This is a genomic window from Mesorhizobium sp. B2-4-1, assembly GCF_006442185.1.
GTDB lineage: Bacteria > Pseudomonadota > Alphaproteobacteria > Rhizobiales > Rhizobiaceae > Mesorhizobium.
In genome coordinates this window covers 776,794-791,026 of the sequence record NZ_VFVN01000001.1, presented here as the reverse complement: position 1 = coordinate 791,026, position 14,233 = coordinate 776,794, and the positions used below count along the sequence as shown (strand labels likewise).

14 protein-coding genes and 1 other RNA gene are annotated in these 14,233 nt (G+C 63.0%); 6 read left to right on the top strand and 9 right to left on the bottom strand.

What is annotated here, in order from left to right; genetic code table 11:
- Nucleotides 1-13: 13 nt before the first annotated feature.
- From FJ949_RS04025 to ssrS, 4 genes are all read right to left on the bottom strand, one after another.
- Nucleotides 14-781: a TerC family protein gene (locus tag FJ949_RS04025; protein ID WP_140493125.1), complete on the bottom strand. Its 768-nt coding sequence runs from the start codon at nucleotides 779-781 to the stop codon at nucleotides 14-16.
- 70 nt (nucleotides 782-851) lie between these two features.
- The gene (locus tag FJ949_RS04020; protein WP_140493122.1) at nucleotides 852-1,676 is read right to left on the bottom strand and encodes a YmdB family metallophosphoesterase; all 825 of its coding nucleotides are present in this window, start codon (nucleotides 1,674-1,676) and stop codon (nucleotides 852-854) included.
- A 61-nt stretch (nucleotides 1,677-1,737) separates the two neighbouring features.
- A complete protein-coding gene (locus tag FJ949_RS04015) occupies nucleotides 1,738-2,325 on the bottom strand; it encodes a 5-formyltetrahydrofolate cyclo-ligase (RefSeq protein WP_140493119.1) in 588 nt (195 codons plus the stop codon).
- A 95-nt stretch (nucleotides 2,326-2,420) separates the two neighbouring features.
- Nucleotides 2,421-2,576, bottom strand: a non-coding RNA gene (gene ssrS / locus FJ949_RS04010) — 6S RNA.
- A 159-nt stretch (nucleotides 2,577-2,735) separates the two neighbouring features.
- Between ssrS and FJ949_RS04005 the strand changes: the two genes are divergently transcribed.
- Nucleotides 2,736-3,575 carry a MoxR family ATPase gene (locus FJ949_RS04005; protein ID WP_140493116.1) on the top strand — a complete coding sequence of 280 codons (840 nt, stop codon included), beginning with the start codon at nucleotides 2,736-2,738 and terminating at the stop codon, nucleotides 3,573-3,575.
- 40 nt (nucleotides 3,576-3,615) lie between these two features.
- On the opposite strand, the gene FJ949_RS04000 is transcribed toward FJ949_RS04005, so the two are convergent.
- Complete coding sequence (locus FJ949_RS04000; RefSeq protein ID WP_224646531.1) at nucleotides 3,616-5,178, bottom strand: MFS transporter; 1,563 nt, start codon at nucleotides 5,176-5,178, stop codon at nucleotides 3,616-3,618.
- A 143-nt stretch (nucleotides 5,179-5,321) separates the two neighbouring features.
- Here FJ949_RS04000 and FJ949_RS03995 point away from each other — a divergent pair, with 143 nt between their 5' ends.
- The 5 genes from FJ949_RS03995 to msrB all read left to right on the top strand — a co-directional run bounded on the left by FJ949_RS03995 (nucleotide 5,322) and on the right by msrB (nucleotide 9,235).
- A complete protein-coding gene (locus tag FJ949_RS03995; RefSeq protein WP_140493110.1) occupies nucleotides 5,322-6,185 on the top strand; it encodes a LysR family transcriptional regulator in 864 nt (287 codons plus the stop codon).
- Between the two features lie 65 nt (nucleotides 6,186-6,250).
- Nucleotides 6,251-6,697, top strand: coding sequence for a GNAT family N-acetyltransferase (locus FJ949_RS03990; protein ID WP_140493107.1), 447 nt, complete (start codon nucleotides 6,251-6,253; stop codon nucleotides 6,695-6,697).
- Nucleotides 6,698-6,704: 7 nt separating this feature from the next.
- Nucleotides 6,705-7,895: a VWA domain-containing protein gene (locus FJ949_RS03985; RefSeq protein ID WP_140493104.1), complete on the top strand. Its 1,191-nt coding sequence runs from the start codon at nucleotides 6,705-6,707 to the stop codon at nucleotides 7,893-7,895.
- Between the two features lie 24 nt (nucleotides 7,896-7,919).
- The gene (locus FJ949_RS03980; RefSeq protein ID WP_140493101.1) at nucleotides 7,920-8,717 is read left to right on the top strand and encodes an MBL fold metallo-hydrolase; all 798 of its coding nucleotides are present in this window, start codon (nucleotides 7,920-7,922) and stop codon (nucleotides 8,715-8,717) included.
- A gap of 113 nt (nucleotides 8,718-8,830) precedes the next feature.
- Nucleotides 8,831-9,235: a peptide-methionine (R)-S-oxide reductase MsrB gene (msrB, locus tag FJ949_RS03975; protein ID WP_140493098.1), complete on the top strand. Its 405-nt coding sequence runs from the start codon at nucleotides 8,831-8,833 to the stop codon at nucleotides 9,233-9,235.
- 63 nt (nucleotides 9,236-9,298) lie between these two features.
- Here the strand turns inward: msrB and FJ949_RS03970 are convergent, their stop codons facing one another.
- From FJ949_RS03970 to pyc, 4 genes are all read right to left on the bottom strand, one after another.
- Entirely contained in the window at nucleotides 9,299-9,610 is a 312-nt protein-coding gene (locus FJ949_RS03970; protein WP_224646533.1) for a hypothetical protein, read from the bottom strand.
- 7 nt (nucleotides 9,611-9,617) lie between these two features.
- Nucleotides 9,618-10,058 carry a hypothetical protein gene (locus FJ949_RS03965; protein WP_140493092.1) on the bottom strand — a complete coding sequence of 147 codons (441 nt, stop codon included), beginning with the start codon at nucleotides 10,056-10,058 and terminating at the stop codon, nucleotides 9,618-9,620.
- 32 nt (nucleotides 10,059-10,090) lie between these two features.
- Nucleotides 10,091-10,351 carry a DUF2312 domain-containing protein gene (locus FJ949_RS03960; RefSeq protein ID WP_140493089.1) on the bottom strand — a complete coding sequence of 87 codons (261 nt, stop codon included), beginning with the start codon at nucleotides 10,349-10,351 and terminating at the stop codon, nucleotides 10,091-10,093.
- 167 nt (nucleotides 10,352-10,518) lie between these two features.
- Nucleotides 10,519-13,977, bottom strand: coding sequence for a pyruvate carboxylase (gene pyc, locus FJ949_RS03955; protein ID WP_140493086.1), 3,459 nt, complete (start codon nucleotides 13,975-13,977; stop codon nucleotides 10,519-10,521).
- Nucleotides 13,978-14,233 lie beyond the last annotated feature (256 nt).

Genomic DNA, 14,233 nt, shown 5'->3' with positions numbered 1-14,233 from the left:
CATGTCGTCAGGCTCAATGCCCGCCGCCGGACTTCGCCTTCTTGCGGTTCCGCGCCAGCATGTTGAGGCCTTCGACGAGCGCCGAAAAACCCATCGCCGCGTAGATATAACCCTTGGGCACATGGTAGCCCATGCCGTCGGCGATCAGCGTCATGCCGATCATCAACAGGAAGCCCAGCGCCAGCATGACGATGCTCGGGTTCTTGGCGATGAAGTTCGCCAGCGGCGTAGCCGCCAGCATCATCACCGTGACCGCCACGATGACGGCGATGTACATGATGGCGATCTCGTCGGTCATGCCGACGGCGGTAATGATGGAATCGATGGAGAAGACAAGGTCGAGCAGCAGGATCTGGAAAATGGCGCCGGCAAGGCTCATCTGCACGGTCTCGCCCAGCATCGTGTCCTGGTGGTCGTCGGGGTCGACCGTGTGATGGATCTCCTTGGTCGCCTTCCACACCAGGAACAGGCCACCGGCGATCAGGATCAGGTCGCGCCAGGAAAAGCCGTGGCCAAGGGCGGTGAAGACCGGCGCCGTCAGTTGGACGATAATCGAGATGGTGGCGAGCAGCACCAGCCGCATGACGAGCGCCGCCGAGATGCCGAGCCGGCGGGCGCGGGCTCGCTGTGCTTCCGGCAGCTTGTTGGTCAGGATCGAGATGAAGATCAGGTTGTCGATGCCGAGCACGATCTCGAGCACCACCAGGGTCAACAGCGCGACCCAGGCGGTGGGATCGGACACGAAGGCGAAGTGCGGCGCCAGGAACTCGATAAGCTGCATGGAGGTCGTCCCCTCTACGATCTAGAGCAGTGTCGCCGGCAGTTAGGTATTGAGAGCCCCTATATCAATGTCACGTCCAGAAGGACGGCGCCGTTTCCTCGAGCCGCGGCCCGCGGCGAAACGGCGCGATCTTCTCGGTCAGCCCCGTGCGGTCGGAAATATCAACGCCGACGCCGCACAAGGTCGCGGGTCCGGTCGCCGCCTCGAAACGCCCCTTCGGCACTTTCGACAGGAACCGGTTGAGCGGCTCCTCCTTGTCCATGCCGAGCGACGAATCATAATCGCCGCACATGCCCGCGTCGGAAATGTAGCCGGTGCCGCCATTGAGGATATGGTGATCGGCGGTCGGCTGGTGGGTGTGAGTGCCGACCACGAGGCTGGCGCGACCGTCGACGAAATGCGCGAAGCACATTTTTTCGGAGGTCGCCTCGGCGTGGAAGTCGATGACCACGGCATCCGCCTGCTCGCCGAGCGGACAGGCGGCAAGCTCGCGCTCGCCAGCCTGGAAGGGATCGTCGAGCTCGGGATGCATGAACACCCGGCCCATGATGTTGGCGACCAGCACGCGCGCGCCGCTCCTGGCGATGTAGACGCCCGAGCCGCGCCCTGGCGTACCCTTGGGAAAATTGGAGGGGCGCAGGAAGCGCTCTTCGCGCGGCGCGAAGGCGAGCGCATCGCGCTGGTCCCAGACATGGTTGCCGGTGGTGACGACATCGGCGCCGGCCGCGATGGTCTCGCGAAAAATCTCCTCGGTGATGCCGAAGCCGCCGGCCGCGTTTTCGCCGTTGACGATGACGAAATCGAGCTTGAAGTCCGAGATCAGGCCCGGCAATTGCTCCCACACCGCCGTGCGGCCTGTCTTGCCGACCATGTCGCCGAGGAAGAGAAGTCTCATCACGCTTGACCCCGAAAAGTGGCATGACTTTCGGCAAAGATCATGCGTTCCAAAGAACTATCTACAATTCTGGCTCGAACCGGCGCAACCCGCTCTCGGTGAGTATTTCCGGGATGATGACGTCATGGTCCTCATTGGGAACCATCGTCACTTCCTGGCAGTCGAAAGCAATGCCGATCAGCCGGGGCGCATGCCCCTTGTCGACAAGCTTGGCGATCGCACGGTCATAATAGCCCGCGCCGTAACCGATGCGGTGGCCGCGCGCGTCGAAGCCGGCGAGCGGCACCAGCATGACGGAGGGGTCAAGAACTTCGGCCTCCTCATGCGGCCCGACGGTGCCAAATCCCATATCGATCATCGGTGCGCCGCGTACCAATTCGCGAAAGACCATGGTCGTCTTGTCGAGGATCGCCGGAAGGCAGAGCCGTGCGCCCTTTTCGCGCAAGGCGAACATCAGCGGCCGGACATCGACTTCCGAGCGCATTGGCCAGAAGCCGGACACGATTTGGCCTGGCTCGATGGCAAGCTGGTCGCGCGCGGTTTCGGCCATGTCGAGCGCGACTTCCACCCGCCAGAATTCATCGAGCGCGTCGCGGCGGCCAAGTGCTTCCTTGCGCAGCTGTTTTTTCAGGTCTTTTGAGGATGTCATGCGCAGACGCTAGAAAAAGCCAGACCTGAATGGACGTTTTGGGAGCGACGCTTTCCATCGCATGATCCACGAAATACGTGGATGTGGCGAATAAGTGACGATCCACACAACCGGTGGAGAAGTCGATCCCGGGTGCCTACAAAGTAGGTGGGCGCCGTGTGAGAAAACCCACGGGTCTTCCCAGGGACAGCTCCCTAAGGATCGTTAAGGCCCCGGGGAAAAGTGTCTCCTGCCGGGAAGCGCAGACCGTCAGCCCCAATATAGGCCGATGCCCTCCCAAGCGCCAGAGACTTGGCGCCAGAGAGTTGGCGCTCTTTCCCTGCCGGCTTCACATTTCGCCGCCGCCAACCCACCCTTGCATGGGCCAAGCCGTCTCCTTACGGTCGTCCGTACTGAACCAAGGAGCAAAAATGCGTTTCGAAGGCACTGCGGCCTACGTCGCCGACAAGGATCTGATGGTGGCGGTCAACGCGGCGATCGCGCTGGAACGGCCCTTGCTGGTCAAAGGTGAGCCCGGCACCGGCAAGACGGAGCTTGCCAGGCAAGTGGCGGCGGCACTCGGGCTGGAACTCATCGAATGGCACGTCAAATCGACGACGCGGGCGCAGCAAGGCCTCTACGAGTACGATGCCGTGTCGCGGCTGCGCGACAGTCAGCTTGGCGATACCAGGTTCAACGATATCAAGAACTACATCAAGCGCGGCAAATTGTGGGAAGCCTTCGCCGCCGGCAAGAAAGTCGTCCTCCTAATCGACGAGATCGACAAGGCCGATATCGAATTTCCCAACGACCTCTTGCAGGAACTCGACCGGATGGAGTTCTTCGTCTACGAGACCGGCGAGACGATCCGCGCCGCGGTGAGGCCGATCGTCATCATCACCTCCAACAACGAGAAGGAGCTGCCGGACGCCTTCCTACGCCGCTGCTTCTTCCACTACATCCGCTTTCCGGACGTCGAGACGCTGCACAGGATAGTCGATGTGCACTATCCCGGCATCAAGCAGAATCTGGTGCGGGCGGCGCTCACTCAGTTCTACGAAATCCGCGACGTGCCGGGGCTGAAGAAGAAGCCGTCGACCTCCGAGGCGCTCGACTGGATAAGGCTGCTGGTCGCCGACGACATCGCGCCCGAGGATCTGCGCGCCGACCCGAAGAACGCGCTGCCCAAGCTGCACGGCGCACTGCTGAAGAACGAGCAGGACGTGCATCTGTTCGAACGGCTGGCCTTCATGGCGAGACGGCAAGGGTGACGAGCGGCTCGGCGTCCTGAGGCCGAGCCGCAAGGCATTGCTAGGAGCGCACCTCGCCAGCACCCTGCGCAGGACGCCCGCTTCGCTGCTGCGGCGCGACATGTTTTGGACCGAAGATAGCAAAGCTGATGACGGCAAGAGCCAGAACGCCGATCCCGCTATAGAGCATGACCCAGCCAAAACCGTTGACCAGGGAGGCATGAACGATGGCGCCCGTCGGGTCGAGGGTCGCAAGCTTGGGCGAGTATTGCGCCAGGCCGTCGAGACTGCCGGCTGCGATCTTCTCTGCCACGGCGCGCAGTTCGTTCGGGTCGACAGCCGTGCCGAAGGCATTGCGCAGATAAGAAACGATCCCCTGCGTCAGCAGCAGTCCCAGCACCGCGATGTTGATGGCAAGGGTGATCAGCCGCGCACTGATATCGATGCCGGACGCCATGCCGGCACGATCGGGTGACACCGAGCCGGTCGTGGTGTTGGTGGTCGGCGAATTGGTCAGGCCGATGCCGATGCCGGCGATCAGCGTGCCGGGCAGCATGGTCAGCCAGTTGCCCTCGAGCCCGGAACCTATCCACATGGCGATGAAACCGACCCCCAATGTCAACAAGCCGAGCGGGATCGCCACCCGCGCCTGATAGCGTGCCCGCAGGCGCTCGGCGATCGACGGCATCAGCATGAAGGGTAGCGTGTAGACGAGCAGCAACAGCCCGGTCGTGGTGCTGTCGTAACCGAGGACCCCCGAAAAATAGATCGGCAGATAGATGATGAACGGCCAGTAGCTGAAATTCATGCCGATGCCGCCCATGATCGCTCCCGAGAATTGGCGGATGCGGAAAACGGAGAAATCGAACATCGGATAGGGATTGATCTTCTCGGCTACGAGGAACGCGACGAAGGCCAGCACGGCCGCGCTTGCCACGCCGATGCGCGCGCCAGCGCCCAGATCGGCCCCTTGCGTGATCAGATAGGAGAAGCCGAACACCGCGAACGACAGTGTCAGTATGCCGGCCCGGTCAAGCTTCTGCGCGTTGCGATCGCGCGATTCGGTGACACCGGCGCCGATGAAAGCCAAGGCAAGAACGGCAAGCGGCACATGGATGAGGAACACCCATTGCCAACTCGACAGCGTCACAATCAATCCGCCAATGGCGGGGCCGAAGCCAAGGCCGATGCCCGAGACGACGCTCCAGGCGACGAAGGCTTTGCCGCGTTCACTGCCGTCTTGAAACTGGTGGGACAACACCGCCACGCTGCAGGTAAACATCGCTCCGCCCGCCAGGCCCTGAAGAAACCGGGCGATGATCAGCAGCGGAGCGCTCGTTGCGAGACCGCATAGCAGGGAGGCGAGGCCAAAGGCGACGGTGGTGCCCACCATCACGCGTTTGCGGCCGAGACGGTCGGCCAATGTCCCCGTCGCCATCAACACCGTGGTGCAGGCAATGGTGTAGGCATTCATGATCCATTGCAGATCCTTGAAATCAGCGCCAAGCACGGTTTCCAGTTTCGGCAGGATCACCGGGACGCTGGAGATTTCGAGGCCGAACAGCAGCGAGGCGAGGCAGACCCCCGCAAGAGCAACGGTGTTTCGGTCGATTGGAAACGTCATGTCGGTCACTTTCAGTCGGAGCATTCGGAAGTGGCTGCGAGCGTCGCTCTTCACACAGCGGTCGACATGACTTAAATGGCCTCCGATCATGAAAAAAGACTATGCATTTCTATTTCAGAAATGACAAAATGGAATGATTAGAGATGACCAGTCTTGATGTCGATGCCGTGCGGACCTTCGTCATGGTGGCCGACCTGCAGAGCTTCACGCGTGCGGCTGCCGCGCTGGGCAGCACCCAGGCGACGATCAGCGTCAAGCTGCGTCGGCTGGAAGAGAAGCTCGGCGCGCGTCTGATCGAACGAACGCCGCGCCGCGTGGCCCTCTCGGCAAGGGGAGCGGCTTTTCTCCCGGCGGCGCGTGAATTCCTTGCCGCCCACGAACGAGCCGTCACGGAATTTTCCGACGCGCCGTGTCGGCTTGCTCTCGGCTTTGTCGATCACGTCGCCGGGCCCGAGCTGTCCATATTGATAGCCCAGTTGCATGCCCATGATCCGTCGCTCGCGCTCAACATCAGGATCGATACGAGCTCCATGCTGGAGGAGGCTTTCGATCGCGGTGAGCTCGATGCGGTGATTGTCCATCAGGAAGACGACAGCCGCCGCGGCGAAGCCTTGTCGCGCACCCATTATGGCTGGTTCGCCGCCCCGGCCTTCGAATGGCGGCCGGGAACGCCATTGCGCTTGGCGCTGCTAAGCACCGTATGCAATTGCCCTGACCGCGTGAGAGCTGTCGAGACGCTGGATAAGGCAGGCATTACCTGGAACGAGGCTTTCGTGGGCGGCGGCGGCGCAGCCGTCAATATCGCGGTGTCGGCCGGCTTCGCCGTCGCTGCGCTCGCCTACCGTGTCGCGCCGCCCGGCCTGGTCGAGGTGGGCCGCAAACTCGGCCTGCCGCCAATTCCCCCTTCCGAGATCGTTTTGCATTCGCACGGCTTGGCGCCAAGGGCACGAGAGGCGCTGCACATGCTCGCGACCGCTTTTCGCGAGTATAATTCGCCGGCGGGATAGGCAAGGGTGTTCCTGATCCCGATTCTGTTGGTATGGATTGGGTTCCAGACTTCAGAGGGAACGAAATGGCCGAGATCACTATCCGCCCGCTCACAGAATCCGACCACGCCGACTGGCGCCGGCTTTGGACCGCTTACCTTGCTTTCTACGAGACGAAGCTGCCGCAAGAGGTCTACGAGGTCACCTGGAAGCGCCTGTTCACGCAAGGCGAGTTCGAACCGAAGGGCTTCATCGCCCTCCTCGACGGCAAGGCTGTCGGCCTCACCCACTACCTGTACCATCGCTCTTGCTGGTCCGAGAAGAACAACTGCTACTTGCAGGATCTGTTCGCCGACCCCGAAGTGCGCGGCAAGGGGATTGGCGCTGCGCTGATCGAAGCCGTGAAGCAGGAAGCCGGCAAGATCGGCGTCAGGAATGTCTACTGGATGACGCACGAAACCAACGCCACGGCGCGCAAGCTCTATGACCATGTCGCGCGCCGCACCGGCTTCATCGAGTACGACCTCTTATAGACAGAAAATGTTCATCCCTTTCTTCCTCGAACTGAAGGCTGCACGCGTTCCCGTCTCTTTGCGGGAATACCTGTTGCTGCTGGAGGGGTTGGAAGCCGGGCTGGTCGACTATGACGTCGAAGGTTTTTACTACCTCGCTCGCGCAGCGCTGGTGAAGGACGAACGCCATATCGACCGCTTCGACCAGGTGTTCGCGCATATCTTCAAGGGTGTGGAGGCGCTCAGCGGTCCGAATGCCGTCAACGTCGCTGATATCCCCGAGGAATGGCTGCGCCGGCTGGCCGAAAAGCACCTGACCGAGGAGGAGAAAAAGCTGGTCGCGGCGCTCGGCGGTTTCGAGAAGCTGATGGAGACGCTGAAGCAGCGGCTCGAGGAACAGAAAGGCCGCCACCAAGGCGGCTCGAAATGGATCGGCACTGGCGGCACCTCGCCTTTCGGCGCTTATGGCTACAATCCCGAAGGCGTGCGCATCGGCCAGCATGAGAGCCGCAACCGCCGGGCCGTGAAGGTCTGGGACAGGCGCGAGTTCGGGAATTTCGACGACGCCGTCGAGCTCGGCACCCGCAACATCAAGATCGCGCTGAAGCGGCTGCGCCGCTGGGTGCGTGAAGGCGCCGAGGAGGAGTTCGACCTGCCCGGCACCATCCACGCCACCGCCGAGCACGGTTATCTCGACGTCAAGACGCGGCCAGAGCGGCGCAACGCGGTGAAGCTTTTGATGTTCTTCGATGTCGGCGGCTCGATGGACGACCACATCAGAAGCGTCGAGGAATTGTTCTCGGCCGCCCGCGCCGAATTCCGCCAGCTCGAATATTTTTATTTCCACAACTGCCTCTACGAGGGCGTGTGGAAGGACAATCGCCGCCGCCATGCCGAGACGATCCCGACCTTCGATCTCCTCCACAAATATGGGCCTGACTACAAGGTGATCGTGGTCGGCGATGCCTCGATGAGCCCTTACGAGATCGCGCATCCCGGTGGCTCGGTCGAGCACTGGAACCCGGAGGCGGGCGCCGTCTGGCTCGGCCGTCTGCTGCGGCAGTGGCCGAACGCGGTATGGCTGAACCCCGAGAGCCAGAAGAACTGGGGGTTCACCCATTCGATCGCTATGATCCGCGACATGTTCGGCGGCCGCATGTTTCCGCTGACGCTCGCCGGACTGGAAAGCGCCACCAAGCAATTGTCGCGCAAGCATTGAGCCGGGAAAATGACGGGAGGTTCCATGACCTGTTTCCTCTGCCTGCAATGCGGTGTCCAGTTCGCGCAGAGCGAAGCGCCCCCACAGCACTGTCCGATCTGCGAGGACGAGCGGCAATATGTGCGCTGGGAAGGCCAGGCCTGGACCACACCGGAAGAGCTCGCGGCCGGGCATCGGCTTGTGATGAAGGGCGATGCCGGCGTTCTCGCCTTCGGCATCGAGCCGCGCTTCGCCATCGGTCAGCGGGCGCTGCTGACGCAGACGCCGCACGGCAACGTTCTGTGGGACTGCATCTCGATGGTGACCGACGAGGCGGTGGCCGAGATCAATCGCCGCGGCGGCCTTGCCGGGATCGCCATCTCGCACTGCCACTACTATTCGGTGATGGTCGAATGGAGCGAGGCGTTTGGCGGCGTGCCGATCTATCTCCATGACGACGACCGGCAGTGGATCATGCGGCCGCACCCGTCGATCGTCAGCTGGCAAGGCGAGACACTGGACCTGAACCCGGCGTTGACGCTCATCCGCTGCGGCGGCCACTTTGCCGGCGGCCAGGTGCTGCACTGGAAGCGCGAAGGCGGCAATGCTCTCCTGGCCGGCGATATCTTGCAGGTGACGCCGACCCGCCGCCACGTCAGCTTCATGTACAGCTATCCCAACTACATCCCGCTCAATGCGGCCGCCGTGCGCCGCATCGCGGCCGCGCTGGAGCCTTTCACATTCGATGACATCTACGGCGCGTGGTGGAACCAGAACATTATCGGTGGCGCGAAACAGGCGCTGGCGGCCTCCGTTGCGCGCTATCTCACGGCGATCGCGTGAGGAGCGCAGGCGGCACGCTCGAAAATGCGGGCAAATCTCGTAACAAACGCCTATCTTGTTGCGAATAGACATTGCGATCAACAACGAGCCGTCAAGGCCGAGGAGTTTTCTGCATGGACACCCACGCCTATCCCGTCACCCGCACCGACGCCGAATGGCGCGCCCGGCTGACGCCTGAGCAATATGCCGTCATGCGCAACCATGGCACCGAACGCCCGGGCAGCTGTGCGCTGCTTCACGAAAAGCGCGCCGGCACCTTCTTTTGCGTCGGCTGCGACCAGCCGCTGTTCGAATCCAAGCTGAAGTTCGAGAGCGGCACCGGCTGGCCGAGCTTCAACGACCCCGTTCCCGGTTCCATCGAGACCACGACCGACCGCAGCTACGGCATGGTCCGCACGGAATGCCATTGCGCTCGCTGCGGCAGCCATCTCGGCCACGTCTTCGAGGACGGCCCGCCGCCGACCGGGCTGCGCTACTGCATCAACGGTGTGGCGCTGAGATTCGAGCCGGCGGCCTGAGCGCGGCCTCGCCAACGCTTCCTGCGAAGGGCGGCCTCGGCCGCCCTTTTTCGTGCAGCACTGTCAGACGACGACTGTTGCGATCAGCCAGAGCGCCGAACCCAGCATAGCAAGGGAGGCCTTGGCGCCACCGGTTCGCTCCGCCGTCCGCCAGACGGCCGAAGTCAGGAAGATGTTGTAGGGCACCGGCGCGAAATGCACCGCCAGCACAAGACCGAGCGGCATCTTCAATCCCAGCAGAATGAGCGCCGCCACGGACGATGCAACGTTGATCGCCGTGCCGACGAGCACCATATCGCGCCAGAACAGCCGGTCGAGCCGCACCTGGCCGAGCCAGCGTGAGCGAAAGAAGGGTCTGGCGACTCCCGGCAACACCGGATACCTATCCCTGCCCCAGAACATCGATGACGGCGCGCTCGAAACGCGAGCATTCGGTCACCAGCCAGTCGGTCATGGCCGGCCAATTGTCCTCGGCAAAGCAGTTGACCCGCCACTGTGAATTGATGCCGAGGTTTTGTGCGCTCTGCTCCGGCCTGAGCTTCAGCCGTTCCTCGATCGCCGGCTGAAACGGCTTGAGGCGCACCCAGACGTCGGTTGCGCCAAGCTTCTCGTTACGGCCGAAGAAGACGCCGACCACATTCTCGCTGGGCGCCACATACATGGAGAGCACCAGCGCGAATTCCGGCAGCCCGCGCTGCCAGAACCAGGGCCCTCGCCTCGCCAGCCGGGTTCTTTCTTCCGGGTGACGCTCGGCAAACAGCGTCCAGAAGCCGCGTTGGCGGAACTCCGAGGCCCTTCGGCCACCGAAGTCGAACTCACTCATCGCCGACCCCGGACGTCACGAGATGCCTCGCCTTACACCATGCCGAGGGCGGCCTTGTAGAGGTCCAGGATGGACTCCTCCTCCTGGCGCTCGGCCTGGTCCTTCTTGCGCAGCCGGATGATCGCGCGCATCGCCTTGGTGTCGAAGCCGGTGCCCTTGGCCTCGGCGAACACTTCCTTGATGTCGTCGGAAATGGTCTTCTTTTCCTCCTCGAGCCGCTCGATGCGCTCGATGAAGGCACGCAACTGGCCGGCGGCAACAGTCTGGCTGGTCTCTGTGATATCGTCGGCCATGTTTTTCTCCAAAAAAATCGGTGCTTCGCCGCGACTCGGGGGAACCGTGCCGCCGCAAATTTCTGCGGTTCGATGCCCGACCAGGGACCGCGGGTCAAGCGGTTATCGAACAGGCCGTCAGGGCTGCCGACAGAAGCCGACAGTCTGTGCCTCTCTCTTGCGAGCTCTCAATTGAAGGCGATCAGCAGGTCCTTGGCATCGATCTGGTCGCCGGCCTTGACCAGCACCTCGGCGACCGTGCCGTCACGCTCGGCATGCAGCGCCGTTTCCATCTTCATCGCTTCGATGGAGAGCAGCACGTCGCCGGCCTTGACGGCCTGGCCGGCGGCCACCGCGAGCGCCGAGACGACGCCCGGCATCGGCGCTCCGACATGCGCCTCGTTGCCGGGTTCGGCCTTGCGCCTTGCCTTGGCGGCGGACGCGCCATGCGCCCGGTCGGGCACCTTGACGCGGCGCGGCTGGCCGTTGAGTTCGAAGAACACGGTGACCATGCCCTTGTCGTCCACGTCGCCGATCGCCTGGCAGCGCACGACCAGCGTCTTGCCCTTCTCGATGTCCACGAACACCTCGTCTTCGGGCTTCATGCCGTAGAAATAGGTCGGCGTCGGCAGCACGCTGACGGGACCGTAGGTTTCCTGCGCGGCCGCGAAGTCCGAGAAGACCTTCGGATACATCAGCCAGGAAGCGAACTCGTATTCGCTGAGCTTGCGCTCGAGCTTCCGTTCGATCTCCTTGCGGCTGGCCTTGAGGTCTGCCGGCTTCAGCAGCGAGCCCGGCCGCGCCGTGATCGGCCTGTCGCCCTTCAGCACTTTCTTCTGCAGCGCCTGCGGCCAGCCGCCAGGCGACTGGCCGAGATCGCCGCGCAGCATCGAGACGACCGAGTCCGGGAAGGCGATGTCCCTCGCCGGGTTCTCGACGTCGGCGACGGTGAGATCCTGGCTGACCATCATCAGCGCCATGTCGCCGACCACCTTGGACGACGGGGTCACCTTGACGATGTCGCCGAACATCAGATTGACGTCGTGATAGGTCTGCGCCACCTCGTGCCAGCGCGTCTCCAGCCCAAGCGAACGCGCCTGTTCCTTGAGGTTCGTGAACTGTCCGCCCGGCATCTCGTGCAGGTAAACTTCGGACGCCGGCCCCTTGAGGTCGCTTTCGAAGGCGGCATACTGGTTGCGCACCGCTTCCCAATAGAAGGAGATCCTCCGGATCCATTGCGGGTCGAGCCCGGGATCGCGCTCGGTGCCCTTCAGCGCCTCGACGATAGAGCCGAGGCAGGGCTGCGAGGTGTTGCCGGAGAACGCATCCATCGCCGCGTCGATGGCGTCGACGCCGCTCTCCACCGCCGCCAGAACCGTTGCCGCTGAGAGCCCCGATGTATCGTGTGTGTGGAAATGGATGGGCAGGTCTGTCGCTTCGCGCAGCGCCTTGAACAGCACGCGCGCGGCGCTCGGCTTCAACAGCCCGGCCATGTCCTTGACCGCTATGATATGGGCGCCGGCCGCCTCGAGCTCTTTCGCCAGCCCGACATAATATTTCAGGTCGTACTTCGCCCGCGTGGGATCGAGAATATCGCCGGTGTAGCAGATCGCGGCCTCGATCAGCTTGCCCTCGGCGCCGACCGCGTCCATGGCGACGCGCATGTTCTCGACCCAGTTCAGGCAGTCGAACACCCGGAACAGGTCGATGCCGCCTGATGCCGCCTGTTTGACGAAATGCTGCACGACATTGTCGGGATAGTTGGTGTAGCCGACGCCGTTGGCGCCCCGCAGAAGCATCTGCAGCAGGAGGTTGGGCGCCGCCTCGCGTACCAGCGAGAGCCGCTCCCAGGGATCCTCGGTGAGAAAGCGCATGGCGACGTCGAAAGTGGCGCCGCCCCAGCATTCAAGCGAAAGCAACTGCGGCAGGGCACGCGCATAGGTGCCCGCTATGCCGGCGATGTCGTGCGTGCGCACACGCGTCGCCAGCAGGGATTGATGGCCGTCGCGCATCGTCGTGTCGGTGACCAGCACCTCTTTTTGCGTGCGCATCCAGGCGGCGAATTTTTCCGGACCGAGCACGTCAAGCTTCTGCTTGCTGCCGCCGGGCACATTGCCGTTGAGGTAGGGCACCACGGGTGCGGCGGCATCGGCTTTCGGCTGCGGCCGGCCGCGCGTCTCGGGATGGCCGTTGACGCTGACGTCGGCAAGATAGTTGAGCAGCTTCGTGGCGCGGTCCTGGCGCTTGACCTGCTCGAACAGCTCCGGCGTCGTGTCGATGAACTTGGTCGTGTAGGAATTGTCGGCGAAGTTCGGGTGATTGATGATCGCTTCGAGGAAAGTCAGGTTTGTGGCCACGCCGCGGATGCGGAATTCGCGCAGCGCCCGGTTCATGCGTGCGATGGTCTCGGCCGGCGTCGGCGCCCATGCGGTCACCTTTTCCAGCAACGGGTCATAGAAGCGGGTAATGACCGCGCCCGAATAGGCGGTGCCGCCATCGAGGCGGATACCGAAGCCGGTGGCGCCGCGATAGGCAGTGATGCGGCCATAGTCCGGGATGAAATTGTGCTCGGGATCCTCGGTGGTGATGCGGCACTGCAGCGCGTGGCCGTTCAGCCTGATGTCCTTTTGTGCCGGAACGCCCGATTCCGGCGTGCCGATGGCGAAGCCGTCGAGAATGTGGATCTGCGCCTTGACGATGTCGATGCCCGTCACCTGTTCGGTGACGGTGTGCTCGACCTGGATGCGCGGATTGACCTCGATGAAATAGAACTTGCCGGTGTCGGCGTCCTGCAGGAACTCGACCGTGCCGGCGCCGATATAGCTGGTTTCGCGCGCGATCTTCAGCGCATGGCCGCACAGCTCCTGGCGCAGCTCCTCGCTGAGATAGGGCGCGGGCGCCCGCTCGACGACCTTCTGGTTGCGGCGCTGGATCGAGCAGTCGCGCTCGAACAGATGCACCGCATTGCCACTGGTATCGCCCAGGATCTGCACTTCGACATGGCGGGCGCGCTCGATCAGCTTTTCGAGATAGACCTCGTCCTTGCCGAAGGCGGCTTTCGCCTCGCGCTTGCCCTCGGTGACCTCGCGGGCGAGATCGGCCTCGGCACGGATGGCGCGCATGCCGCGGCCGCCGCCGCCCCACGAAGCCTTCAGCATCAGGGGATAGCCGATCTCCGTGGCAAGTTTCTTGACCGCCTCCATGTCGTCCGGCAACGGATCGGTGGCGGGAATGACAGGCACGCCGACCTCGATGGCCAGATTGCGCGCCGCGACCTTGTTGCCAAGCCGGCGCATCGTCTCCGGCTTGGGTCCGATGAAGGTGATCCCGGCTTCGGCGCAGGCCTCGGCGAATTCGGGGCTTTCCGAAAGCAGCCCGTAACCGGGGTGGATCGCATCGGCGCCCGACAACCTGGCGACGCGGATCACCTCCTCGATCGAGAGATAGCTTTCGATCGGCCCCATGTCCTTGGCGAGATGCGGTCCGCGCCCGACCTGGTAGCTCTCGTCGGCCTTGAAGCGGTGCAGCGAATATTTGTCCTCCTCGGCCCAGATCGCCACCGTTTTGAGGCCGAGTTCATTGGCCGCGCGAAACACGCGGATGGCGATTTCGGACCGGTTGGCGACGAGGATCTTCGTGATGGCCAAGGATTGGGCTCCAGCAGCGGAGGGAAGAGCAGCGGCGCCATGATTAGCGTGAAAATGCTGCAGTGCAAACAAAATTTGACGCACGTTTAAACCGATTTAAACCCGAGTCTTCGCCTTGAGCGTGGCCCCAAACGGCTGAACATCAGCGGAAAGCCGCCGCTGTCCTCAAAACGAGGATCTTTGCCAGACAATAAACGCGCGATCGCTGCTTCCGCAAAAGAAAATGCCCGGCGCGAGGCGCCGGGCATTCCGTGAA